Origin of the sequence: Candidatus Competibacter phosphatis, assembly GCF_012939995.1 — a bacterium.
GTDB classification, from domain to species: domain Bacteria; phylum Pseudomonadota; class Gammaproteobacteria; order Competibacterales; family Competibacteraceae; genus Competibacter; species Competibacter phosphatis.
Map to the genome: position 1 here is coordinate 25,076 of NZ_SPMZ01000031.1, position 25,212 is coordinate 50,287.

15 protein-coding genes and 2 pseudogenes are annotated in these 25,212 nt (G+C 63.5%); 7 read left to right on the forward strand and 10 right to left on the reverse strand.

Features of this window, described 5'->3' with window-relative positions:
- Positions 1-9: 9 nt before the first annotated feature.
- Positions 10-1,353: a sigma-54 dependent transcriptional regulator gene (locus E4P82_RS11530; protein WP_169249026.1), complete on the reverse strand. Its 1,344-nt coding sequence runs from the start codon at positions 1,351-1,353 to the stop codon at positions 10-12.
- Between the two features lie 542 nt (positions 1,354-1,895).
- On the opposite strand from E4P82_RS11530, the gene E4P82_RS11535 reads away from it, so the two are divergent.
- From E4P82_RS11535 to E4P82_RS11550, 4 genes and pseudogenes are all read left to right on the forward strand, one after another.
- Complete coding sequence (locus E4P82_RS11535) at positions 1,896-2,909, forward strand: quinone-dependent dihydroorotate dehydrogenase (protein WP_169249027.1); 1,014 nt, start codon at positions 1,896-1,898, stop codon at positions 2,907-2,909.
- 25 nt (positions 2,910-2,934) lie between these two features.
- Positions 2,935-3,879 (forward strand): annotated as a pseudogene (gene dusA / locus E4P82_RS22120) (tRNA dihydrouridine(20/20a) synthase DusA); the annotation flags it as partial.
- Positions 3,880-4,104: 225 nt separating this feature from the next.
- Positions 4,105-4,530, forward strand: a complete 426-nt coding sequence (locus E4P82_RS22125) for a CBS domain-containing protein (RefSeq protein WP_246327547.1) — start codon at positions 4,105-4,107, stop codon at positions 4,528-4,530.
- Entirely contained in the window at positions 4,527-5,528 is a 1,002-nt protein-coding gene (locus tag E4P82_RS11550; RefSeq protein WP_169249028.1) for a histone deacetylase family protein, read from the forward strand. Before E4P82_RS22125 ends, E4P82_RS11550 begins: the two co-directional genes overlap by 4 nt.
- On the opposite strand, the gene moeB is transcribed toward E4P82_RS11550, so the two are convergent.
- The 9 genes and pseudogenes from moeB to E4P82_RS22130 all read right to left on the reverse strand — a co-directional run.
- A complete protein-coding gene (moeB, locus tag E4P82_RS11555; protein WP_169249030.1) occupies positions 5,523-6,767 on the reverse strand; it encodes a molybdopterin-synthase adenylyltransferase MoeB in 1,245 nt (414 codons plus the stop codon). The genes E4P82_RS11550 and moeB overlap by 6 nt on opposite strands.
- A gap of 27 nt (positions 6,768-6,794) precedes the next feature.
- Positions 6,795-7,418 (reverse strand): thiamine phosphate synthase, encoded by a 624-nt coding sequence (locus E4P82_RS11560; RefSeq protein ID WP_169249032.1) that lies wholly within the window; start codon positions 7,416-7,418, stop codon positions 6,795-6,797.
- A gap of 11 nt (positions 7,419-7,429) precedes the next feature.
- The gene (locus tag E4P82_RS11565; protein WP_420887101.1) at positions 7,430-8,200 is read right to left on the reverse strand and encodes a thiazole synthase; all 771 of its coding nucleotides are present in this window, start codon (positions 8,198-8,200) and stop codon (positions 7,430-7,432) included.
- A gap of 32 nt (positions 8,201-8,232) precedes the next feature.
- Complete coding sequence (thiS, locus tag E4P82_RS11570) at positions 8,233-8,433, reverse strand: sulfur carrier protein ThiS (protein WP_169249034.1); 201 nt, start codon at positions 8,431-8,433, stop codon at positions 8,233-8,235.
- 47 nt (positions 8,434-8,480) lie between these two features.
- Complete coding sequence (gene thiO, locus E4P82_RS11575; RefSeq protein ID WP_169249035.1) at positions 8,481-9,563, reverse strand: glycine oxidase ThiO; 1,083 nt, start codon at positions 9,561-9,563, stop codon at positions 8,481-8,483.
- A 49-nt stretch (positions 9,564-9,612) separates the two neighbouring features.
- The gene (locus E4P82_RS11580; RefSeq protein ID WP_169249036.1) at positions 9,613-10,590 is read right to left on the reverse strand and encodes a quinone oxidoreductase family protein; all 978 of its coding nucleotides are present in this window, start codon (positions 10,588-10,590) and stop codon (positions 9,613-9,615) included.
- A gap of 66 nt (positions 10,591-10,656) precedes the next feature.
- Entirely contained in the window at positions 10,657-14,538 is a 3,882-nt protein-coding gene (gene purL / locus E4P82_RS11585) for a phosphoribosylformylglycinamidine synthase (RefSeq protein WP_169249037.1), read from the reverse strand.
- A gap of 160 nt (positions 14,539-14,698) precedes the next feature.
- A complete protein-coding gene (gene ptsP, locus E4P82_RS11590; protein WP_169249038.1) occupies positions 14,699-16,963 on the reverse strand; it encodes a phosphoenolpyruvate--protein phosphotransferase in 2,265 nt (754 codons plus the stop codon).
- Positions 16,964-17,310: 347 nt separating this feature from the next.
- Positions 17,311-17,811 (reverse strand): annotated as a pseudogene (locus tag E4P82_RS22130) (RNA pyrophosphohydrolase); the annotation flags it as partial.
- Positions 17,812-18,074: 263 nt separating this feature from the next.
- Between E4P82_RS22130 and E4P82_RS11600 the strand changes: the two are divergent.
- The 3 genes from E4P82_RS11600 (at position 18,075) to E4P82_RS11610 (ending at position 25,056) form a co-directional block, all read left to right on the forward strand.
- Positions 18,075-20,759, forward strand: coding sequence for an alpha-2-macroglobulin family protein (locus E4P82_RS11600; protein ID WP_169249039.1), 2,685 nt, complete (start codon positions 18,075-18,077; stop codon positions 20,757-20,759).
- Complete coding sequence (locus E4P82_RS11605; protein WP_169249040.1) at positions 20,750-23,269, forward strand: alpha-2-macroglobulin family protein; 2,520 nt, start codon at positions 20,750-20,752, stop codon at positions 23,267-23,269. Before E4P82_RS11600 ends, E4P82_RS11605 begins: the two co-directional genes overlap by 10 nt.
- Positions 23,270-23,553: 284 nt before the next feature.
- A complete protein-coding gene (locus E4P82_RS11610; protein ID WP_169249041.1) occupies positions 23,554-25,056 on the forward strand; it encodes a serine/threonine protein kinase in 1,503 nt (500 codons plus the stop codon).
- Positions 25,057-25,212: the final 156 nt, after the last annotated feature.

Here is a 25,212-nt window from a genome sequence, read left to right on the forward strand (position 1 = left end):
CGCGCCAGATCAGGAATTATCCCGCCGAATATCGTATTTCTCCATCAGACGGTACAGCGTCATGCGCGAAACTCCCAGTTCCTGGGCGGCACGGGCGATGTTGAAGCGGGTTCGCAGCAAGGTCGACTGGATCGTTTCGCGATCGGCCGCCATCCGGGCTTCGTCCAGGGTCACAAAGCCACGCCCCAGCGAGCGCCGTTCCAGCTCCAGATCGTCGGGGGTGACATACGGCCCCTCACTCAACAACACTGCTCGGCGTACCCGGTTCATCAACTCCCGCACGTTACCGGGCCAGTCATAACGATTGATAACCTCCAAGGCATCGCGGCTCAATCCCTTGGCGGAAGTCCTGGTTTCCGCGGCAAATTTGGTAAAAAAGTGTTTGGCCAGCAATTCGACATCGTTCTTGCGCTCGCGCAGCGCCGGTGCCCGCAGGTGCAGCACGTTGAGCCGGTAGTACAAGTCCTCGCGGAACCGACCGTCTCGCACCACCTGTTCCAGATGGGTGTTGGTGGCGGCGATCACTCGGACATTGACCGGAATCGGCTTGGTGCTGCCCAGGCGGCGGATCTTCTTTTCCTCCAGAAACCGCAACAGATTGGCTTGCAGTTCGGGGGCAAGATCGCCGATCTCGTCCAGAAACAGCGTACCGCCGTTGGCGGATTCGAGATGGCCGATCCGGCGCTCGCTGGCACCGGTGAACGCGCCCTTCTCATGCCCGAACAGTTCCGATTGAATCAGATTGGCGGGCAGGGCGGCACAGTTCATGGCGACGAACGGCGACACCACGCGGGCGGAATACTCATGAATGGCACGGGCCGTCTGCTCCTTGCCGGTACCGCTTTCCCCGGTAATCAGCACCGGCACATCCACTTCCGCCGCTTTCTGAATGCCCCGAAACAGGGTTTGCATGACGGCGCTGTTACCGATCAACCCGTACTGGGATTCCGTCTCGCGTTGCTGACGCAGAGCGGTTTCGGTCAGATTGACCATGCCGTAGGCGTGCCCAAGCGTCACCACCAGGCGCGCGGGATCAATGGGCAGGGTATGATAATCACAGCAGCGCTCGGCGATGATGCTGGACAACAACTTACGATCAAGGCACTGGCGAGACAGCGCCATGACCCACTGCATCTTGCGGCGGGCCAGCATCAGGTCGACCACCCACTGGACCGATCGCTCGGGCTCACAACTGAAAAGGATAACCAAGCCCACCTCAAACGAATGCTCGGTGAGCAACGTTCTGGCCATAACGGATTCCTGGGCCCAATACACTTCCCAGTCCGCCGCCGCGATTTTCTGGAGCAACGCCTCATCAACCGCTCCCGTGCTCAAGATCAGAAGCTTGCGCATCGAATTTCACCTACCGTCGATTGGATGGAACACCGAGCTCCGCCATGCCGGAACAGGACACTCGGAATCATTTAGTCGTCATACTCAAAGATACTCACGCCATACCGTGTCATCTTCAAACATCCAATTCGACCAAAACGCCCAAAATATCCAAAATACGCTTCATGTATGTTTTATCTGTAACTAGCAACCCGCGATAAGCCAGATCGTATCAGTTCGAGGAATACATCTCACAATTCCGACAACACTCTACCCCGCATACGAAATTATGGCGCTAGACTTTGGTTGGCCTGTCATCCCTGATACTTGAAAAAGACACAGTAGTGTAAATATTATCCATTGAACCGTAGACATTGTCTACTACAACAACCTTGGCTTTTCGAGAAATCTGTATTATGAATCTGCAGTATTGATGCCCTTCTGTCAGACAGGCAACACATCTGCCCTTTTCCGAACGGTCCAAGCCGACGTTTCATGTGACGACAGTCGCCCTATCTTCACGCTGGCGACCTTCTACCTCATCATTGAGTCCGAGAATAGCGATGTTCTATTTCCCATTACGTACCTTACTGTTTCAGCTCGACCCGGAAACAGCTCACAATTGGACGCTTGGCTTACTACGTGCGACACCCCCCTTGGCACTGAGCGCGCTATTTGGAAGATGCGTACCGTCCCAGCCACGCCGGGTCATGGGACTGGATTTCCCTCATCCGATTGGACTGGCGGCCGGTCTGGACAAAAATGGTGAATGTATCAGGGCTTGGGAAGCCTTGGGGTTCGGCTTCATCGAAATCGGCACGGTCACTCCGCGCGCCCAGCCGGGCAACCCCAAGCCTCGGATGTTCCGGCTGCCGTTGGCACAGGCGCTGATCAACCGACTGGGCTTCAACAACAAGGGCGTGGATTATCTGATCGAACAAGTGCGGCGATCCGGCTTCAAGGGCGTGTTGGGCATCAACATCGGCAAGAACGCCGATACCCCGGCGGAACGGGCGATCGACGACTACCTGATCGGCCTGCGCAAGGTCTACCCCTGGGCCAGCTATGTCACCGTAAACATCTCCTCGCCCAACACGCCGGGTCTGCGCGACCTGCAATACGGCGCGGCGCTGGAGCAATTATTGGCGACACTGCAAGCGGAACGACAACGCTTGTGCGACACTCATGGTCGTTACGTACCACTGGCGATCAAGATCGCGCCGGACCTGGCCGACGCCGATTTGCCCATGGTGGGACAGGCGCTGCGCCGGCATGGCATGGATGCGGTCATCGCCACCAACACCACCTTCTCGCGAGCCGGCGTGGAAGGCATGCCTCACGCCGGGGAAACCGGCGGCCTGAGCGGCGCACCGCTGCGGGAACGCTCAACCGCGGTGGTGCGCCGCTTGGCCGACATTCTGGCCGGCGAAATTCCGATCATTGCCGCAGGCGGCATCCTGAGCGGGGCCGACGCCGCCGCCAAGATCGAGGCCGGCGCCAGCTTGGTGCAGCTTTACACCGGCTTTATCTATCGCGGCCCGGATCTGATCCGGGAAGCGGTGCTGGCATTGCGTTAACCTCTCCCCGACTCGCTCTCAAGCCATGCTCGATCGTTTGATCGCCGTCGCACCGATGCTGGACTGGACCGACCGGCACTACCGATATTTCATCCGCCTATTGAGTCGCCACACCCTGCTTTACACCGAGATGGTCACGACTGGGGCGATACTGCGCGGCGATCGGCAACGGCTGCTGGCCCACGATCCGACCGAACATCCGCTGGCTCTGCAACTGGGCGGCAGCGACCCCGCCGAACTGGCCCGCTGCGCCCGCATCGCCGCCGACTGGGGTTACGACGAGATCAATCTCAACGTCGGCTGCCCCAGCGACCGGGTTCAGTCGGGTCGGTTCGGCGCCTGTCTGATGGCGGAACCGGATCTGGTGGCGGCGTGCGTGGCGGCGATGCGGGCGGCAACAGACCTGCCGGTAACGGTCAAAACCCGCATCGGGATCGACGAACGGGATTCCTACCAGGAACTGGCGGATTTCGTGCGCCGGGTCGCGGCGGGCGGATGCACGGTCTTCATCGTTCACGCCCGCAAAGCCTGGCTGAGCGGCTTGAGCCCGAAGGAAAACCGGGAAATTCCGCCGTTGCGTCATGAGGTCGTGCATCGACTCAAGCGGGATTTCCCCGAATTGACCATCGTGCTGAACGGTGGCTTGACCACACTGGAGCAGGTCACGGAACAATTGCGACAGGTGGACGGGGTGATGATCGGCCGCGCGGCTTACGAGAACCCTTACCTGCTGGCCGAGGTGGATCGACGGTTCTTCGGTTCGAGCGCGCCACCGCCGAACCGCCATCAGGTGGTTCGGGCGTTGCTGCCCTATCTGGAGGAGCGACTACGGGCGGGAACGCCGCTGCAATGCATGACCCGACCTATCCTCGGACTGTTTCAGGGCATACCGGGGGCACGGGCCTGGCGGCGCGTCCTGAGCGAACGGGCCTGGCGGCACGGAGCGGGGGTGGAAGTGGTGGAGGCAGCGGCTGGAACGGGTGGTGGAAACCGACCGAGCGCCCCAAATCGCGGGCGCGACNCCTGGCCACGATGCAGGATCGACGACAAGGGCGTAAAGTGGCATCCGCCCGCATTAATCGCGGTTTCCCCACGCTCTGTCCGCCGTGACAAAATTTTCGGGCGCGAACCGCCACGACTTTGTAAAGGACCGCCACCGATGTACGAATTTCTGCAATATCAAATTCGCGACGTGATGACCGTCGATCCCATCGCCATCAGTCCAAAAGCCAAATTGCGCGAGGCCGAGGAATTGTTCGAAACCCACGACTTCAACGGCGTGCCGGTGGTGGACAACCAACGCTGCCTGCTCGGCATGCTGACCAAGTTCGACTTGCTGAATGCGTTTCGTTTCGACGCTCACACCCTGGTCCCGCATTACGACGACATCATGGAACAAACCGTCGAAACGGTGATGACTCGCGAACCGGTCACCGTCGCGCCACAACTACCGCTCAGCCGACTGCTGCAAAAACTGGTGGAAATACGCGCCAAGAGTCTGCCGGTGGTCGAGGAAGGCCATCGACTGGTCGGCATTATCTCCCGCCAGGATGTTCTGAAAGCGCTGCGCCGCGCCACCACCAAACGCGAGGTCCCCGCTCAAGAGGATTCAGCGCCATGACCACTCTGCTCTACACCCATTCGGCTTGCCAGGAACACGACACCGGTTTCGGCCACCCGGAATGCGCGGCTCGACTGACCGCCATCCTCAACGCGCTCGGCACCGTCCCGTTCGCGGCGCTGGAGTGGCGCGACCCGCCCGAGGCCACGCGCGAGCAACTCACCCGTATCCACAGCCAAAGCCACGTCGAGCGTGTTCTCGGCCGGATTCCCAAACAGAAACATTACGCCATCGACGGAGACACCGTCGTTTCGCCGCGCTCGGGGGAGGCCGCCCTGCGGGCGGCGGGCGCGGTCTGCGCGGCGGTGGATGCGGTGCTGCGACAGGAAGCCGACAACGCCTTCTGCGCCATCCGTCCGCCCGGCCACCACGCCGAACCGGCACAGGCCATGGGTTTTTGCCTGTTCAACAATGCCGCCATCGGCGCCGCCCACGCCCGCGCCGTTTACGATCTGGAACGGGTGGCGGTGATCGATTTCGACGTGCACCACGGCAACGGCACCCAAGCGGCGTTCGAGCATGACCCCAGCTACCTGTACGTCTCCACTCATCAGGCTTACATCTACCCCGGCACCGGCCGCCGCGAAGAACGCGGGGTCGGCAACATCGTCAACGTCCCGCTGCTGGCTGAGAGTGGTTCGGCCGACCTGCGCCACGCTTGGCATCAGGACATCGAGCCCGCGCTACGACGCTTCCAACCAAAATTGATCCTGATTTCGGCTGGCTTCGACGCCCATTACCTGGACCCGCTGGCCGAACTCAATTTCAACGAGGACGACTACGAGTGGCTGACCCGAGAGATTCTGGCGGTCGCGGCCGATTGCTGCGAAGGCCGCGTGGTATCGGTGCTGGAGGGTGGATACAACCTGTCGGCGCTGGCCGCCAGCGTGGCGGTTCACGTCAAGGCGCTGATGGAAGCACCGCGCGCGGCCCAACGCGCCTTGGTCAAGGAGATCCTGGAACGGCGGAAGGCCAAACGGAACGAAAACGGCTCATGAACGTTCGACCACCGCCAAGGACGGCGGCTCCATGCCATCGACCGTGACATCGGCGGTTTCCGCCAGCCCGCCGCGCAGCCACCCCTCATATCCATCTTGCAGTAGCGACAATCGTCCCTGCAGTGTCCCCTTCAGCAGATGATACGCGCGCACGGCCCGCTCGCCTCGCTGGCAGTAGAGCAATAGAGCGTCGTCCGGCCCCACCTGCGCGGGCAGGCTTTCGATCCGATCCAGCGGCATGTGCTCGGCGCCTGGAATATGCCCGGCGGCAAACTCGGCTTCGGTGCGAACATCGATCCAGCGTAATGTGGGACACCGCCGACCAGCCTCCAAGCTGAGCCAGGGCAGCTCGTCGGTGGATGTGGCTTGCTCCGTCGCGGACCTGCCATCCGCCTGGAGTTCCGAAGTATTGGCGCAAACCCATTCGGTCTCGGCCAACGCGCGGATCGTGGGCGCATCGCCGCAAACCGGGCAGTTTGGATCGCGCGGTAGCCGTGGCTTTTGAAAGCGCATCACCAACAGATCGACCGTGAGCAGCGCGCCGATCAACGGTTCTCCGATTCCCAGGATCAGCTTGAGCGCCTCGTGGGCCTGCAAGGTTCCGAACAGGCCGGGCACCGTCCCCAACACACCCGCTTGGGCACAGGACGGCACCGTCTCAGGGTCCGGCATTTCCGGAAAAAGACAGCGATAACAAGGTCCATCCGGCGCGGCATAGACCGAAAGCATCCCCGAGAACGCGCGGATGCTGGCGCCGACATACGGCTTACCCGCCAACACGCAGGCATCGTTCACCAGATATTTAGTGGCGAATCGATCGGAGCCTTCGATCAGCAGGTCATACGCTTCGACCAAGCACGCGGCATTGGCCAGAGTGAAAGCCTCGGGGTAAACGTCGATCTGGAGATGCGGGTTGAGCGCAAGCAGGCGATCGCGGGCTTGCTCAGTCTTGGCCGCGCCGCAACCCGCCGTGTCATACAAAACCTGCCGCTGCAGGTTGCTCAGCTCGACCTGATCGGGATCGATGATACCCAGTCGGCCGACCCCGGCGGCGGCCAGATAGAGCAAGGCCGGCGCACCCAAGCCGCCGGCGCCGATCACCAGCACGCTCGCTTGTCGCAATTTCCGCTGACCGTCAAGCCCGATCTCGGGCAAGATCAGATGCCGGGCGTAGCGCAGTTGCTCTTCGACGCTGAGCGCGCTCGTTGCGTCTGAGGACTGATGGAGAGGGTTAGACATCCCAAAATTGCTCTGTACGGTGCGGGGTTATGCGCGCCCCGCCGCTTCGCGGAACAGATCCAGCCAGACCCGGACCCGCCCGTCCGGGTCCGGCGCACGCAGCACGTCGGAAACGACCGCGATGGAATCCGCTCCCGCCGCCAGCACCGCCGGCGCCCGTTCCAGCGTGATCCCACCGATGGCGACCAGCGGACCACCAAAACGGGTTTTCCATTCGCCGATGCGGTCGAGCCCCTGCGGGGACCAGGGCATCTTTTTCAAGGTCGTCTCGTAGATCGGCCCCAAGGCAACGTAATCGGGCTTGGCGTCCAAGGCGTTTGTCAGTTCTTCGGGACTGTGGGTGCTGATCCCCAGCTTGATCCCGGCCGCCCGGATCGCCGCGCGATCGGCGCCCGCCCAATCTTCCTGCCCCAGATGCAGCCACGCCGCGCCTTCCTGAATCGCCTCCCGCCAGTAGTCGTTGACGATCATCTGGCAGTCGTCGTAATCGGCGGTGATAGCCAGTGCTTCGCGGATTTGGCGCCGCACTTCCGATTCGGGCTGCTCCTTGATCCGCAGTTGGATGGTCCGCACGCCCAACGGCAGGAAGCGACGCACCCAACGAACATCGTCCACCACGGGATAAAATCCATGGACTCCATGGGTCTTCATCGGGTACGTCCCTAAGATTGGTGCCAGAACGGCGTGCCGGTGACGGGCGTGCTCGGTTCGGCCATTTCTTGAACCGGCATTGCGCCGGCGAGGTAAGCCAGACGACCGGACTCGACGGCCAGACCGAAGGCGCGTCCCATCTGGACCGGGTCGGTCGCGCGGGCGACGGCGGTGTTGACCAGCACGCCGTCGAAACCCATTTCCATCGCCGCGATGGCGTGGGACGGTTTGCCGATGCCGGCGTCCACGATCAGCGCGATATCCGGGTAACGGGCGCGCAAGGTCCGCAGCGCATAGGGATTGTTCAAACCTTGCCCCGAACCGATCGGCGCCCCCCACGGCATCAGGATCGAGCAGCCGGCCTGAATCAGCCGCTCCGCCACCACCATGTCCTCGGTGGTGTAGGGAAAGACCTCGAACCCCCGCCGGCACAGCTCTTCCGCCGCCTCGACCAGCAGGAACGGGTGCGGTTGCAAGGTGTAATCGTCGCCGATCACTTCCAGCTTCAACCACGACGTTTCGAAAATTTCCCGCCCCATCTCGGCGGTGGTCACGGCTTCCTTCACGGTCTTGCAACCGGCGGTATTCGGCAGGACCTGTACCCCCATCGCCTTGATCGTGGACCAGAAGCGGTTTCCGGCTCGCTCGGTCGCCGACTCCCGCCGCAGCGAGACGGTCACGATCTCGGCGCCCGAGGCGACGATGGCCTGTTGCAGCACCGCCAGCGACGGATAGCGGGCGGTTCCCAGCAGCAGCCGCGAACGTAACTGGCGGCCCTCAATGTCCCAGAGCGGCGGGTTCGAATCGGTCACCGCTAACCTCCCTGCATCGGCGACACGATTTCCAGACGATCCCCGTCCTGAAGCTGACGGGTGGCATAGTCGCCACGCGGCACGAATTCGTCGTTACGCGCCACCGCGATCCGTGCGCCTTCGTAGCCCAAATCGCGGATGGCGTCCGCCAGCGAACGGGGACTTTCCAAGGTTTTCTTTTCTCCGTTGACTTCGATGATCATGCACGACCTCAACAACGTATTTTCGGGTTACCGCAATGGCACGCATTCTAGCGCGGGGCGGGCGCGTCCCAAAGCTTCGCCGTCTCGGCGGGCCGGCGCTGGTCGCGAATGAAGGTTGCGACGGTCTCCGCGACCAGCGGACTGAGCAGATAGCCGTGCCGGTACAGTCCGTTGATGCGCAACAAGTTATCCTGCTGAACGATGCGCGGTAAATGATCGGGCAGGGTCGGTCGGCACTGAACCTTCAGCTCCACGATCTCCGCTTCGGCGAAAGCCGGGTGCAAAGCGTAGGCCGCCGACAGCAATTCCAGGGCGGAACGGACGGTCGCGGGCCGCAACGAGTCGCTTTCGATGCTGGTCGCCCCGACCACGAAACGATTTCCGGGACGCGGCACGATATACAGCGGATAGCGAGGATGCATCATGCGAATCGGACGACGCAGACGAACCTCGTCGGTGCGCAAGGCCAGAATCTCGCCCCGAACGCCCCGCAAATCCGTCATCTGGTCGCTGGCCGCCAGCCCCCGACAATCCAACACCCAGTCGAAGGTCTGGCGTTCGTCCCGTGCCGTGATCTCTCCCGGCGCCAAATCCTGAACCTCGGTCTCGAAACACAGCGTCGCGCCGTTTTGGCGTAGCGTTTCGACCAAGGACGGCAGCAAGGAACGCGGGTCGATCTCGCCTTCTGGAGAGAGGTACAGACCTTCGCCGAAGCGGCCTTCCAGTTCGGGTTCCAACTCGCGCAATTCGTCGCGCCGCAACCATTGCAGATGCGTGCCGAAGCCGGCGTGCTCGACTCGCTCGGCCAGATGTTGCATGCCCGCCCGGTCCCGATGATGCGCGACCACCAGCGTGCCTTCGCAGCTCATGTGCACGGGTTGGGCGAGGGTCGGCACGATGTGCCGCCACAGCGCCAAGGCGGAAACACCCCAGCGAGCGACTTCTGCTTCCGCCTCGCTCAGCTCGCAGTACGGGGCCAGCATCCCCGCCCCGACATGGCTGCAATGATGGTCCAGGCGCTCGCCACCCCGTTCGAAGAGGGTGATCCGATGCCCTTGGCGTTGCAAGCACAGGGCCTGGGTCAGACCGGTAATTCCCGCGCCGATCACGGCGATCTGGTAGGGGTGCACTTCATCCTCTGCAAGCTAGCTGGAGTGAAACGTATCGACGGCCGCCGTTTCAAGGCAGCAGCACGGTGGAACCGGTGGTCTGGCGCGCTTCCAGGTCGCGGTGCGCACGGGCGGTTTCGGCCAGCGGATAGGTCTGACGCACTTCGATCCTGACCGCCCCGCTGGAAACCACCTCGAACAGTTCGGAGGCGCTGGCCAGCAAATCGGCGCGCTGGGCCGTATACGTCATCAAGGTCGGCCGGGTGAAGAACAGCGAACCCTTGGCGGCCAAAATTCCCGGCTCGAACGGCGGCACCGGCCCCGAGGCGTTGCCGAAGCTGACCATCATCCCCAGCGGCCGCAGGCAATCCAGCGAACCCATGAAAGTATCCTTGCCGACCGAATCGTAGACCGCCGCCACGCCCTGGCCGCCGGTAATCTCGCGCACCCGCTCGGTGAAATTCTCACGGTTGTAGACGATGACGTGATGGCAACCGTGGGCGCGGGCCAATTCGGCTTTCTCGTCGTTGCCCACCGTGCCGATCACGGTCGCGCCCAGATGCCGCGCCCACTGACTGGCGATCAGCCCGACCCCACCGGCGGCGGCGTGCAGCAGGATCGCGTCACCCGCTTGCACTCGGTAGGTGCGCCGCAACAGGTATTGCGCGGTCATGCCTTGCAGCATCATCGCGGCAGCGGTTCGATCGTCGATGGCGTCGGGCAGCGCCACCACCCGGTCAGCCGGGATCAGTCGGACTTCGGCGTAGGCACCGACCGGCGGGCTAGCATAGGCGATCCGGTCGCCAGGCTTGAATTCGGTCACACCATCGCCCACCGCTTCCACCTGTCCCGCGCCTTCCATGCCCAGCGTCCAGGGCAGCGACGGCAAGGGATACAGACCGGTGCGATGATAGACATCGATGTAATTGAGACCGACGGCGCCGTGGCGCACCCGAAGCTGGCCGGGGCCGGGCTCGCCCACCTCGACCTCTTCCCAGCGCAACACTTCGGGACCGCCGTGTTCATGGATGCGGATGGCTTTGGACATGGCCTTCTCCTCAGATGGTGAGTGGGAAATTCAAGTGTACTATCCCGCCAACGGCGATTCCTCAATTCAACCGAGCCACCGGCGCGCGTTGCGGAACAGCCGCAGCCACGGCCCGTCTTCACTCCAACCATCGGGATGCCAGGAATACTGCGCCGTGCGGAACAACCGCTCCGGATGCGGCATCAGGATGGTGAAACGGCCGTCGCGGCTAGTCAGTCCGGTGATCCCGCCCGGCGAGCCGTTGGGATTGGCTGGGTAGCTCTCGGCCGGCTTGCCGTGATGATCCACGAAACGCAGCGCGACCAAACCCGCCGCCAGCGCCGCATCCGCGCCGCCCGTATCGCGGAACTCCGCCCGTCCCTCTCCGTGCGCCACCGCGACCGGCAGCCGCGAACCCTCCATGCCACGTAGGAACAACGACGGCGACGGCAGCACTTCCACCAGGCTCAAGCGCGCTTCGAACTGCTCCACCCGATTGCGCACGAAGCGCGGCCATGGTTCGGTTCCGCCGATCAACTCATGCAGATTGGACAACATCTGACAGCCGTTGCAGACACCCAGCGCGAAACTGTCGGGGCGGGCAAAGAAGGCGGCGAATTGCTCGCGAGCGCGGGCATTGAACAGAATCGACTTGGCCCAACCCTCGCCGGCACCCAGCACGTCGCCATAGGAAAATCCGCCGCAGGCTACCAAACCGTGGAAATCGGCTAGTGAGACCCGTCCGGCCATGATGTCGCTCATGTGCACGTCCACCGCCGCGAAGCCGGCCCGGTCGAAGGCCGCCGCCATTTCGATCTGACCGTTGACGCCCTGCTCGCGCAGGATGGCCATCCGCGGACGCGCGCCGTTGGCGATGAACGGCGCCGCCACATCCTCGGCGGGATCGAAGCTCAGCCGCGCGTTCAAGCCCGGATCGGCCGGATCGCAGGCGGCGTCGAACGCTTCGCGGGCACAATCGGGATGGTCGCGCAGCGCTTGTAGCCGATAACTGGTTTCCGACCACAGCCGCCGCAATTCGGCGCGACTGGTGGTAAACACGGTTTCGCCGGCGTGACGCAGAATCAACCGATCCTGGCCATTCGGCGCCCCGATCACATGGCTGCACTCGCCCAAACCGGCGGCGACCAAGCGTCCCAATACCACGCCGCGATCCCGCGCCCGTACCTGCACCACCGCGCCCAGTTCCTCGGCGAACAGTGCCGGCAGCAATCCTTCGCCCAGATCGTCCAGCAGCACCGTCACGCCGCAACCACCGGCGAACATCATCTCCGCCAGCACCGCCAACAAGCCGCCATCGGAACGGTCGTGATAGGCCAGCAATCGCCCGGTGGCGTTAAGCTCCTGAATGACGGCAAAGAAAGCCGCCAGCTCTTCTGGTTTATCCACATCGGGAACGCAGTCGCCCAACTGGTTGTAAACCTGCGCCAACGCCGAGCCGCCCAACCGATTTTTTCCGCGCCCGAGATCGATCAGGATCAGATCGGTATCGCCCCGGTCGGTGCGCAATTGCGGCGTCAGGGTGCGGCGCAGGTCCTGGACCGGGGCGAAGGCGGAGACGATCAGCGACAGCGGACCCACCACACTCTTGGATTCGCCGGCCACATCCCAGACCGTCTTCATCGACAGCGAATCCTTGCCAACCGGGATGGCGATGCCCAGCGCCGGGCACAGCTCCATGCCCACCGCCCGGACGGTATCGAACAACCGGGCATCTTCGCCGGGATGGCCGGCCGCCGCCATCCAGTTGGCCGACAGTTTGACATCGCCCAGCTTGTCGATGCGGGCGGCGGCGATGTTGGTCAGCGCCTCGCCAACCGCCATCCGGCCGGAAGCCGGCGCGTCCAGCAGCGCCAACGGCGCTCGCTCGCCCATGGCCATCGCTTCGCCGGTGTCGGCATCGAAACTGGTGGCGGTCACCGCCACATCGCTGACCGGCACCTGCCACGGTCCGACCATCTGATCGCGGCAGACCAGGCCGGTCACAGTGCGATCGCCGATGGTGATCAGAAAACTTTTGTCGGCCACCGCCGGGAAGCGCAACACCCGCGCCGCCGCTTCGTCCAGTTCGATACCCGCCAGATCGAGCGCCCCAGACGCGGCCGGGGCGTGCGTCACCTCGCGCAGCAGCTTCGGCGGCTTGCCGAACAGCACGTTCATCGGTAAATCCACCGGCCGGTTGTCGAACTGGCGATCCTCGACCGTCAGGCGCGGGGCTTCCGTGGCGGTGCCGATCACCGCATACGGACAGCGTTCGCGTTCACATAGCGTCCTGAACGTCTCCAGACCTTCGGCGGCGATGGCCAGCACATAGCGCTCCTGCGCCTCGTTGCACCAGATCTGCATCGGCGACATGCCGGGGTCGTCGTTCGGCACATCGCGCAATTCGAAGCGCCCGCCTCGTCCGGCGTCATGGATGATTTCCGGCACGGCGTTGGACAATCCGCCCGCCCCGACATCGTGAATCGAGAGGATGGGATTGGCCGTGCCCAGCGCCGTGCAACGGTCGATGACTTCCTGGGCGCGACGCTGGATTTCCGGGTTGCCGCGCTGCACCGAAGCGAAATCGAGCTCCGCGTGCGAACTGCCGGTCGCCATGCTGGAGGCCGCGCCGCCACCCAACCCGATCAGCAACGCCGGTCCGCCCAAGGCGACGATGGCGGCTCCCGGCAGCAGCTCGGCCTTGTGGACATGCGGCTCGCGGATGTTGCCCAGTCCGCCGGCGATCATGATCGGCTTGTGATAGCCGCGCCGCTGTCCGTCGGGACCATCCTCCTCAAAGGCACGAAAGTAGCCGGCCAAATTAGGACGACCGAATTCGTTGTTGAAGGCGGCCGCGCCGATGGGACCTTCCAACATGATGTCCAGCGCCGAGACGATACGGTCCGGTTTGCCGTAGTCCCGCTCCCAGGGCTGGGCGAAATCGGGAATACGCAGATGCGAGACCGAAAAGCCGCACAAACCGGCCTTGGGTTTGGCCCCGCGCCCGGTCGCGCCTTCGTCGCGGATTTCGCCGCCGGAACCGGTCGCCGCGCCTGGGAAGGGCGAAATGGCGGTCGGGTGATTGTGCGTCTCCACCTTCATCAGGATATGCACGTCTTCCGGGTGATAGCGATACTGACTGTCGGCCGGATCGGGAAAAAAGCGTCCGGCGGAAAATCCCGTCATCACCGCCGCGTTATCGTGGTAGGCCGACAACACATCGGCGGGGTGGCGCTCGTGAGTGTGGCGGATCATCGCGAACAGCGAGCGATCTTGCGCGATGCCATCGATGATCCAATCAGCATTGAAGATCTTGTGCCGGCAATGCTCCGAGTTCGCCTGTGCGAACATCATCAGTTCCACGTCGCTGGGGTTGCGTTCCAAACGGATGAAGCTGTCGAGCAGATAGTCGATTTCGTCCTCCGACAGCGCCAATCCCAGTTCGCGGTTGGCGACCACCAGGGCGTCGCGCCCACCGCTGAGCAGGTCCACGCTGGCCAGTGGCGCCGGCTCGGCCTGGGCGAACAGCAGGGCGGGATCGTCGTCCGGCTCCAACACCGCTTCGGTCATGCGGTCGTGCAGCAATGGTTTCAGGAGCGCCTGCTCCCCGGCGGTCAACGCCCGTGTCGATTCGAGGTAATACGCCACGCCGCGCTCAATGCGGCGGACGTGTTGCAAGCCGCAGTTGCGAGCGATGTCGGTGGCTTTGGACGACCAGGGCGAGAGGGTGCCGGGGCGAGGAACGACCAAGAAGGTGGGTTCGCTGGTCAGATGACGTTGCGTGGCGGTGGGACCGTACTGAAGCAATCGGTCCAGTACCTCGCGATCATGCGTGATCAGGCGGCCGTCCACGAAATGGACGAACTCGGCGTAGATCTCGGTGACGACTGGAACCCGCCGACGCAACGCGGTCAGCAGCTTCTCCAGACGGAACGGCGACAGGGCGGGGCTCCCACGGAAACGCAGCATCGCGAACACTCTCCTGGATCGGCTGGAAAGCGCGGATGATAGCAGCAATCGCCGATTCACCGGCCATGGTGGAGCGGTACGAACCCGGACAATCTCGTCATGTAGCTCTTGATGGCGGGCTCGGACAAGGCCATCCGCCGGGCCGAGCGGTATCCGCGTCCTACTTCCCCACCCGCAACAGGCTGCTCAAGCCCTGCTGGTCGAGAAACGTATTGGCGTGCTCCCGGATGGCGGCGGCGTTGTCCATCCGCATCGCCTCGGCGAGCACATCCTGAGTGGCTTCATAGCGAATACTGCGGATCATCCACTTGATCTTGAGCAAGCTGCCCAGATTCATGCTCAGGCTATCCACGCCCATCGCCATCAACAGTAGGGCGGACGCCGGGTCGCCAGCCATCTCGCCGCACACGCCGACCGGCTTGCCAGCGGCCTGGCCACCCTCGACCACTTGGCGGATCGCCAGCAGCACCGCCGGATGCAGCGGATCGTACAGCTTGGCGACCCGGTCGTTGTTGCGGTCCACCGCCAGCAGGTACTGGGTCAGGTCGTTGCTGCCGACGGAGACGAAATCGACCATCCGCACCAAGCGATCGATCTGATACACCGCCGATGGCACTTCCACCATGATGCCGACTCGCGGCGTTCGAACCGGCACCCCGTCTTCCCGCAATTCCACCTCGGAACAACGCAGCAAATCCAGCGCCTCGCTCAACTCGCCAACGCCGCCGATCATCGGAAACAGGATCGCTAGATTGGGATAGACCGCGCCAGCCCGCAGCATCGCCCGCAACTGCGTCTTGAACAGGTCAGGCTGATCCAGACTGATGCGGATACCGCGCCAGCCCAGAAATGGATTCTGCTCACTGATGGGAAAATACGGCAACGGCTTGTCGCCACCCACATCCAAGGTGCGCAGCACCACCGGATGCGGTTCCATGATCCTCAGCACCCGAGTGTAGATGGTGGCCTGCTCTTCCTCGCCGGGAAAACGATCGCGCAGAAAGAAATGCAGCTCCGAGCGATATAGCCCCACACCCTGTACCCCACTGTTGCGAGCGGCGGCGATATCGGCGAACAAACCGGAATTGGCATGCAGTTCCAGGCGATGCTCGTCCAGGGTCTCGGCCGGCAGATCGCGCAGATGCTGCAAACCACGCGACAGTTCGGCCTCCTCGGCAATCAGCTTCAGATATTCCTGGCGCAATGCCGAGCTGGGCTGGATGCAGACCCGCACCGTGTAGCCATCCACCGCCACCTCGCGGCCGTTCAAGCGACCCGGCGGCAGGTTGCTGACGCCGAACACCGCCGGAACGCCCAAGCCGCGCGCCAGCAGGGCAACGTGCGAAGTACCGGTGCCACGCACCGACACCAACCCCTTCAACTTCTCGGGCGGCACGTCCAGCAGTTGCGAAACGCTGATCTCTTCGCCCATCAGAATGGTGTGATCGGGATAATGGCGATTGACCACCTGCTCCTCCTGCAAGCGGTCCAGCAGGCGTTGGCCAAGGTCGAGGATGTCGGCGGCACGCTCGCGCAGGTAGGGGTCGTCCATTTCCGCGAAAATATTGGCGTATTCCAGGACCGTGGCCCGCAGCGCGCCGGGTGCCCAGTTGCCGGCGATGATCCGCTCCAAGGTACCGTTGACCAGGCTGTCGCTGCTCAGTAGCAATCCGTAAGCATCGAACAACGCTCGGTCGCCGGCCGCCAGCAGCAGCCGCATCCGCTCGCTCAGGCGTTGCAGCTCGGCCAACTCCGCCGCCACCGCCTGGCGGAAGCGCGAAGCCTCGGCCTCCGGATCGTCGATGTCCTTGTCAGGCACCCGATCCAGAGCGGTGGCCGGAAACACCACCACCGCCTCGCCGATCGCCAGACCGCGAGCACTGGCCACCCCCTCCAGAAACAGCGTGCCCGACAGCGCATCGTCGTCGAGTCGTTCCAGCGCCTGGCGGATTTCCGCTTGGTTGATGCAGCCAGCCAGTTGCGCCGCCAACGTCACCAGAAACGACTCCTCGTCGGCGGTGTACTTGCGCTGCTCGCGCTGCTGCGACACCAGCACGCCAAATACCTTGCGGCGACGGACGATCGGTACACCGATGAACCCACGGAACGGGGCCTCGCCGGTGGCGGCGATGTAGCGGAAAGCGGGATGGGCGGGGGCGTTATCGACGTTGACCGGCTCGGCGCGGGTGGCGGCCAGTCCGGTCAACCCTTGACCGAGTTTCAGCCGCACCTTGCCGACCGCGCCCGGTCGCAGACCATCGGTGGCCATCAGCACATGTTCGCCACGGGTATGATCGGTCATGTACACCGAGCAGACATCAGTATGAATCGCGGCCTTGACCTCGACCACGATCAGGTTGAGCGCCTCGCTCAAGTCGCGGGTGGCGTTGATGTCCTGCACGATACGCCGCAGGATGTCCAGCATGGAACCGTCCTCAACAGGCAGCGAAGCGGGAACCGTCAGCGCCGGAACATGCGGTGCGGACGCAATGCGGTCGGGTGCGGCGAGCAAACCTCGTCCGGGGATGACATGACAACCGGCGACGGCTCCAGCGCCGGCATGGTGGGCGTTGCCTCCAGCCCGCCCAGGCGCCGCGCCGAAACCACCATGCGGGTGATGACGGGATGCTGGCCGATCTCCACCCGCCGCAGCGGCAGTACCACCACATGCTTGACCACGGTGGCGGGTTGCCGGGCAGGCTCGGGCAACCGGGACCGGGCCGACGGCGATGGCGACGGGCGGGATACGACGGTCTCGGGCAACTTGGAATCGCGTGGCGCCCGCCGCAATGGTGGGCGATCGGAAAACAGCAGCGGAGCCAGTTCGTACAGCGCTCGCCAGTAGACATGACGTTTGAAAGGCACCACGGCACGCAGCGGGTACCAGTAGTCCACCCATCGCCAGTGGTCGAACTCGGGGCGTTCGGATAAATCCAGCCGCACCGCTTCCTCGCCGCCCAGCATCCGCAACAAGAACCAGATCTGTTTCTGGCCGATGCAGGTCGACTTGCCGCCGCGCCGGATCAAACGCTTGGGCAAGCGGTAACGCAGCCAGCCCTTGGTGCAGCCGATCACTTGAACGTGCTCCGGCCGCAGGCCAACTTCTTCGGCCAGCTCGCGAAACATGGCCTGCTCGGGCGATTCATCCCGCTGGATGCCACCCTGGGGAAACTGCCAGGACCGCTGCCCGATCCGCTTCGCCCAGAAAAGGCGCCCTTCTTCGTTACACAGAATGATGCCAACGTTAGGCCGATAACCCTCCGAATCGATCACGGTTGGAAACCGATAGGCTGCAATGAATAATTCATCGTATTTTTTCATAAGTATCAATCCTTGTTCCACTGGAATATCCATCGCAGTCACAAATTTCTCGTAAACCTCGCCGTCCGGGCCGGGGCGCGAGTCGCATTCGCGCCCAGCCAGCCGCTCAGGAACCCGCTATCATCAATACGATCAAGCATAGCCCGCGATTTGGGCAAGCGTCGGGGCACGCCCGCTCCAATCGCCCTCGTCGTCATGATTTCAAGGAGTCCGCGATGCGCCGTTTCTCGTTGCCGTTCTTCCTGCTGGCGCTACTGCTGTCGGTCGGCGCCCACGCCTTCGACGATCCGACACTGGCGGTGACCGCCGCCCAGTACCTGCAATCCATTCGCGACAACCGCAACCCTGCGGGTCAGCCAGCCGCCACACTGACGCAACAGGCTGAGCAACTGGCCCGGCAACACAATCTGACCGCCGCCATCGAGCGCTACGAAACCGCCCTGGCCGCCAGCGCGCCAGCGGCGGTCTGGCTGGATCTAAGTCAGGCATGGCGCACTTTGGCGCAAAGCGCCAAAGACTCGCAAACCCAGCAGCAGGCACGGGAACGCACCCAACAGGCAGCCTGGAACGCCCTTCAGGCGGCGCGCGCGCCGTTCGAACGCGCCCGCGCCCTGTTCTGGTTGGGTGAACTGTACGACCAGAGCCAGTCGTCCAAACAAGCCATGGCCGCCTTCCGCGAGGGATTGGAACTGGAAGACAATCCGCGCATCGCCAAGCGTTATCAGGAACTGGCCGACGCCAACGCCTTCCAGATCAAGGGCGTTTCGGTCGAATCCGACAGCGCCGCACCAAAAATCTGTCTGAACTTCTCCGACGACCTGGCCAAGGATCGGCGGATTCATTACGAGGATTACCTGCTCGTCCAACCCGCTATCCAGGCGATCGCCAGCGCCAAGGAACAGCAACTCTGCGTGGAAGGGGTCAGCCACGGCCAAAGCTACACCATCACCGCCCGGGCCGGCATCCCCTCCGCCACCGGCGAGAAAACTCGCGCCAGTCAGGAGTTCACCGCCAAGGTCGAGGATCGCGAACCGACCCTGGGTTTCCGCGGCGCGACCTATGTGCTACCCAAGGCCGATGGCCAACATCTACCCTTGACCAGCGTCAACCTGGACGCGGCACGGCTGCGAGTGCTGCGGATCAACGACCGCAACCTGCTACGGGAGATCGAAAACCGTCGCATCACCAACCTACTGGACGGCTACGATCTCAACGCCATCGCCAAGCAATCCGGCGAGCAGGTGTGGGAAGGAACCCTAACCCTGGCCACCGGCGAGCGCAACCAGGAAATCACCACCGCCATCCCGATTGGCGAGATTCTGCGCGACCCGCAACCGGGCATTTACATTGTCTCCGCCGAACCGGTCAGTCAGGACCCGGACAGCTACGAGAACCGGGCCACGCAATGGTTGGTGGTCTCCGATATCGGGCTGTTCACTCTGCGCGGCGACGATGGCCTGCATGTGTTCGTTCGCTCGCTAGCCGGCGCCAAGCCGCTACCGGGCATCGAACTGCGGCTGTACGCCCGCAACAATGGCGAACTGGGCAAGGCGGTCACCGACCGCCAAGGTTATGCCCGACTCGATCCGGGTCTGCTACGTGGCGCCGGCGGTCGCGAACCAGCGGCGCTGATGGCCTTCGGCAAGGGCGACTACAACTTTCTCGACCTGACCAAACCCGCCTTCGATCTCAGCGACCGAGGCGTTGGAGGCCGCGCCGCGCCGGGATCAGTGGATACCTTCTTATATACGGAGCGCGGGGTCTACCGGCCCGGCGAGACGGTGGAGTTGATGGCGCTGGCGCGCGATAGCCGCGGTTACGCGCTCCCCGAAACGCCGCTGACCCTGAAGGTGTTCCGCCCGGATACGGTGGAAATCGCCCAGTTGCGGCCGAGCAACCCGGCATTGGGGGGCTACCACGTTCAGTTGCCGCTACCGCTGAACGCCCGCACCGGCGAGTGGACGGTCAAGGCCTATACCGACCCCAAGGGCGAACCGGTCGGGCAACTGAAATTTCAGGTCGAGGATTTCGTGCCGCAGCAGTTGAAATTGGAACTGAACTCGACGGCAACGATGCTGAAACCGGGCGAGCCGGCGGTGGTGGACATCGACGGCCGCTTCCTGTACGGCGCGCCGGCCGCCAATCTCAAGGCGGAAGCCGAACTGGTGCTGGACGAGGACGCCAACCCCTATCCGGCTTTCCCCGGCTACCGTTTCGGATTGGCGCAGGACAGTTGGACCGCGCAACGTTTCCCAGTGGCGCTGGCCGGCACCGACGCCCAGGGCAAGGCACAGGCGTCGATCGAGCTGGAGCAGACACCCGACACCAGCCGACCGTTACTGGCCAAGGTGCGGGTATCGCTGTTCGAGCCGGGCGGGCGACCGGTGAACCGCAGCCTGGATCTGCCCTATCGAGCCCAACCTTTCGCCATCGGCATCAAGCCGCGCTTCGGCGATGGCGGCGTCCAGACCGGCCAAGACGCGGTATTCGAGGTGATCGCACTCGACCCGATGGGCCAGCCGCTGGCCAAAAACGGGCTGCGCGCCGAACTGGTACGTGAGGACTATCAGTATTATTGGTATCACGATGAAGGCCGCTGGAACTACAAGATGATCATCCGCGACAGCACGCCGGCCGGTGGTCAGACCCTGAACCTCGCTGCTGGCCAGCCGACCGTGGTGACCCAACGAGGGTTGGACTGGGGCCATTACCGACTGGACGTGCTCGATCCGGCCACCGGCGTCGCCTCCAGCGTGCGCTTCACCGCCGGCTGGTTCGAAACCCCCAACGAAGGCGACACCCCCGATCAGATGAAGGTCACGCTGGATAAACCGCGTTACCAGCCGGCGAAACCGCCAAGATCTTCGTACGCGCGCCCTTCGCCGGCGAGGTGCTGCTGAACGTGGTCGGCGACCGGCTGTGGCTGAGCAAAACCGTCAGCGCGAGCGCCGATGGCGCGACGGTGGAACTACCGATTCCCGCCGAGTGGGGTCCGGGCGTGTACATCGCCGCCACCGCGTTCCGCCCGGCGGACAGCGCCAAGCAACGCGGACCGGGGCGGGCCATCGGCGTGGCCTGGGTGGGACTGGACCCCGCGCCGCGCACCCTGACTATCACCCTCGACGCGCCAGCCGAATGGAAGCCGCGCCAGACCGTGGAACTGCCGGTTGCGGTTACCGGACTCGACGCCGGCCAGCCGGCCTGGCTGACGGTGGCGGCGGTGGACGAAGGCATCCTGCAACTGACCGACTTCGCCACGCCGGACCCGGTGCAATACTTCCTCGGCAAGCGCCGGCTGAGCATGCAGGTGTTGGATCTATACGGAAAACTGATCGAAGCCGGCGGGCGACCGGGCCAGCTCCGGGTCGGCGGCGACGCCGGCAGCCGGCAACTGGACGCCTCCGGCATCCGCACGGTGAAAACCCTGGCCCTGTTCTCGGGACCGGTCGCGCTGGACGGCGACGGGCGGGCGCGCGTGCCGCTGGCGCTGCCCGACTTCAACGGCCAATTGCGGTTGATGGCGGTGGTCTGGAACCACGACCGAGTTGGCCAAGCCGAAGCCAAACCGCTGGTACGCGACCCGCTGGTGGCGCAAGTCTACCTGCCGCGGTTCCTGGCGCCGGAGGACGACAGCCGGATCACCGTGACCGTGCGGAACCTGAGCGCCCCGCCGGGCGATTATCAACTACGCCTGAGCGCCGATGGCGCGGTGGCGGTGGAAGAGCCGGCGACCTTCACCTTCACGGTGACCGATTCCGCCACTCAAAACCAGGACAGTCGGACCTTCACCTTGCGTGGTTTGCAACCGGGTAAGGGCCAGGTTCACTTACAGATCACGGGACCGAACAACTTCCAACTGGTGCGGGAAGCGGACATCGGAGTGCGACCGGCCCAGACCATCGTCAGCAACCGTGTCGCGCAACGCCTGAACCCTGGCGAAACGCTGCGACTCGGCGGCGAGGCGTTGAACGACTATCTGCCCGGCACCGGACAGGCGCAATTGAGCGTCGCCAGCCGGCCCAACCTCAATGTGCCCGAACTGCTGGCCGAACTGGATCGCTATCCCTACGGGTGTCTGGAGCAGACCACCAGCCGCGCCCTACCACTGCTGTATTTCAACCAGGTCGCCCAAGCCTGGGTCGGCCAAAACGCCACCGAAGCCGGTTTGCGGGCACGGGTGCAAGGAGCGATCCAACGCATCCTGAACTTGCAGGATGCCGGCGGCGGTTTCGGGCTATGGAGTCCCAGTAACGAGATTGAGGATTGGCTGTCGGCCTACGCCATGGATTTCCTGGTTCGCGCCCGGCAGGAACAGTATCTGGTACCGGAAGCGGCTTATCAAAGCGGCTTGAAACGCTTGCAGGAGCGGGTGAACGAAGGCGACTTCGATACCGAACATCTCGGCTGGCGGGCCTACAACCTGTACGTGCTGGCGCGGGTGCAGAAGGCGGCCATCGGCGATCTGCGCTATCTACACGATAACTACTTGCAGAAACTGCCAAACGCGCTGGCGCAAGCTCAACTGGGCGCGGCGCTGGCCCGCTACGGCGAACTGGGCCGGGCGCGGGAAGCCTTCACCGCCGCGCTGAACCGGACCGAACGGACGTGGACGCGCGATTACGGTAGTCCGCTACGCGACCGGGCGGCGGTGCTGGCGCTGCTGGCCGAAGTGAAACTGCTGCCGGAGCGGGTGCCGGATTTGGCCGATCAGGTGGCCGCCAACTTCAACACCCGTCGCTACAGCAGTACCCAGGAACAGGCCTGGTTACTACTGGCGGCGCGGGCACTGTTGCAACAGCCGGGGCAACTGCAACTAGGCGTGGACGGACAATCTACCACCGCCGATCCGTTCTACCGGTCGCTGACGAGCGAGGCGCTGGCCAAGGGGTTGACCGTGACCAACCAGGGCGGACAGCCGGCCTGGTATACCCTGAACCGGAGCGGGGTGCCGGTCGCACCGCAACCACCAGCTCAGGAGGGTTTCACCATCAGCCGCCGCTATTACACTCGGACCGGCAAGGCGCTGGACCCGACTCAGATCCGCCAAAACGACCTGTTGGTGGCGGTGATCACCGGCGAGGCGATGAGCAGTGAACAGCAGCAAGCGCTGGTGGTGGATCTACTGCCGGCGGGGCTGGAAATCGAGAATGCTCGGCTGGCGCACAACGCTTCGACCGCTGAACTAGCCTGGTTGCCGGAATTGACTGAAACACTGCACACCGAGATTCGAGACGACCGCTTCGTAGCGGCACTGGATCTCGATCCGGGCGACAAGCGGCGGTTCACCCTAGCCTATCTGGCGCGGGCGGTGACGCCCGGTGTCTACCAACAACCGGCGGTGTACGTGGAGGATATGTACAAACCGTGGCAGTTCGGGCGCGGGTCGATGGGGACGGTGAAGGTGGAGTAAGCCGAAGGATAGGCCAGGTTAGCGGGCCAGGGATCGGCCCGCGCTCGGCAGTCGCGCCGTCAATGTATCCGAACAACCCCGCTTAGGCGCTTCCGGCAATTCCCGAGCATGTTTTTCTGGCAACTTTAATTCCACTTTGTCAGAACATCCGTCACTACTCAGCAAGCTCCCCGACATGACAAAGCCGGGACTACCTTATTTATTCAATAAAATTCAAATAGATAAATCTGCCAAAAATTAAAATAATATTGTAGCCCAATATTTACCAAGGGAGTTCGTCCTGCATGACCGCGCCACCGGAAGAAACCCGCGCCCAGCCGGTCGAGGTCACCTGTCCGGGCTGTTTTCACCCGCGCGAATGGGACGCGGCCGGCATCTGTCCGATCTGCCATTACCGGGCCAATGCCGAGGGGCGATCCGCCGCGCTACTGCCGGTTGGGACGCAACTCAAGGGTTATGTGATCGGAGAAAAGCTGGGCCAGGGCGGCTTCGGGATCACCTATCGCGGCTTCGACGTGACCCTGAAGATGAAGGTCGCGATCAAGGAATACTACCCCAGCGAATTTGTCGGGCGCTCGACCGACCGCAAGACGGTGGTGCTCAACAGCCGCGACCACGAAGAGCTATTCCACTACGGGCTACGCACCTTCCTGCAAGAAGCGCAAACCATCGCGCAATTGCGTCATCCGCATCTGGTGCGGGTGGTGAACTTCTTCGAGTTGAACGACACTGCCTATCTGGTGATGGACTACTACGAAGGCGAGGACCTGGCGCGGCATCTGAAACCGCCCCGAACAGGACAACCGGGAATCCAGTTGCCGTGGCGGCGGGCAATCAAGTTAATGCTGCCGGTGCTGGACGGCTTGCAGAAAGTGCATCAAGCCGGCTTCATGCACCGGGACATCAAGCCGGGCAATCTCTATCTGACTCGTGACGACGAATTGATTCTGCTGGATTTCGGTTCGGCCCGCCAGGTGACCGGCACCCACACCCGCAGCCTGCTGATCTACTCCGAAGGCTTCGCACCCTACGAACAATATCTGCAAGGTCATCTGAACCGACAGGGACCGTGGACCGACGTTTATGCCGTGGCGGCGACGCTGTACTTCATGCTAACCGCGCGGCGATTGCCGGCGGCGCTGGACCGGAAACAGGCGACGCTGCTGCAACAACCGGATGTGCTCAAACCGACCCGCCATTTTCTCCCAGATCTCCCACCCGCACTGGACACCGCCCTGCTCCGGGCGCTGGCGGTGGAACCGGAACAGCGGCTGCAATCGGTCGCCGCGTTCAAGCAGCATCTGGAAACCGCGCTGACGGAAGACGACAAGCCACGCCCAAAACCGCCGCCCGAGCCGCCACCCGAGCCCCAACCAGAAGCGCCGACCTTGGCCATGACAGCCCCGGAACGGCTGGCCGAGCCCCAACCAGAAGCGCCGACCTTGGCCATGACAGCCCCGGAACGGCCGGCCAAACCGAACTGGCGGGTCGCGGCAGTGGTCCTCCCGGTGATCGGGCTAGTGGCGTGGGGTGGGTGGTGGCTCGGGTTGAGAACTGCGTCGGAATCACCAGAACCCCCAGCGATCATGACGCCGCCGGCCGCCGAACCACAACCGGATACAGCGACGCCGCCGGTTGTCGAACCACAGCCGGTCGAGGCAACGCCCGCCGGCCGTCGAACCACAACCGGTCGAGGCAACGCCGCCGGTCGCCGAATCGCCGCCGGTCGCGACCTTGCCCCTTGTGGAGCCGCGCACTTATCTGACGGTCAAGACCGAGCCGCCTAGCGCTCAAGTTCGCATCATGAACATCGGTCCGGTGTATCGGGACGGCATTGAATTGCCACCGGGCAATTACGACCTTGAGGTGAGCGCCCCCCGGCTATCAACCCTATCGAAAGTGGCATACTTTGGCTGTGGGCGCGCAAGAACTGAAGATCGCCT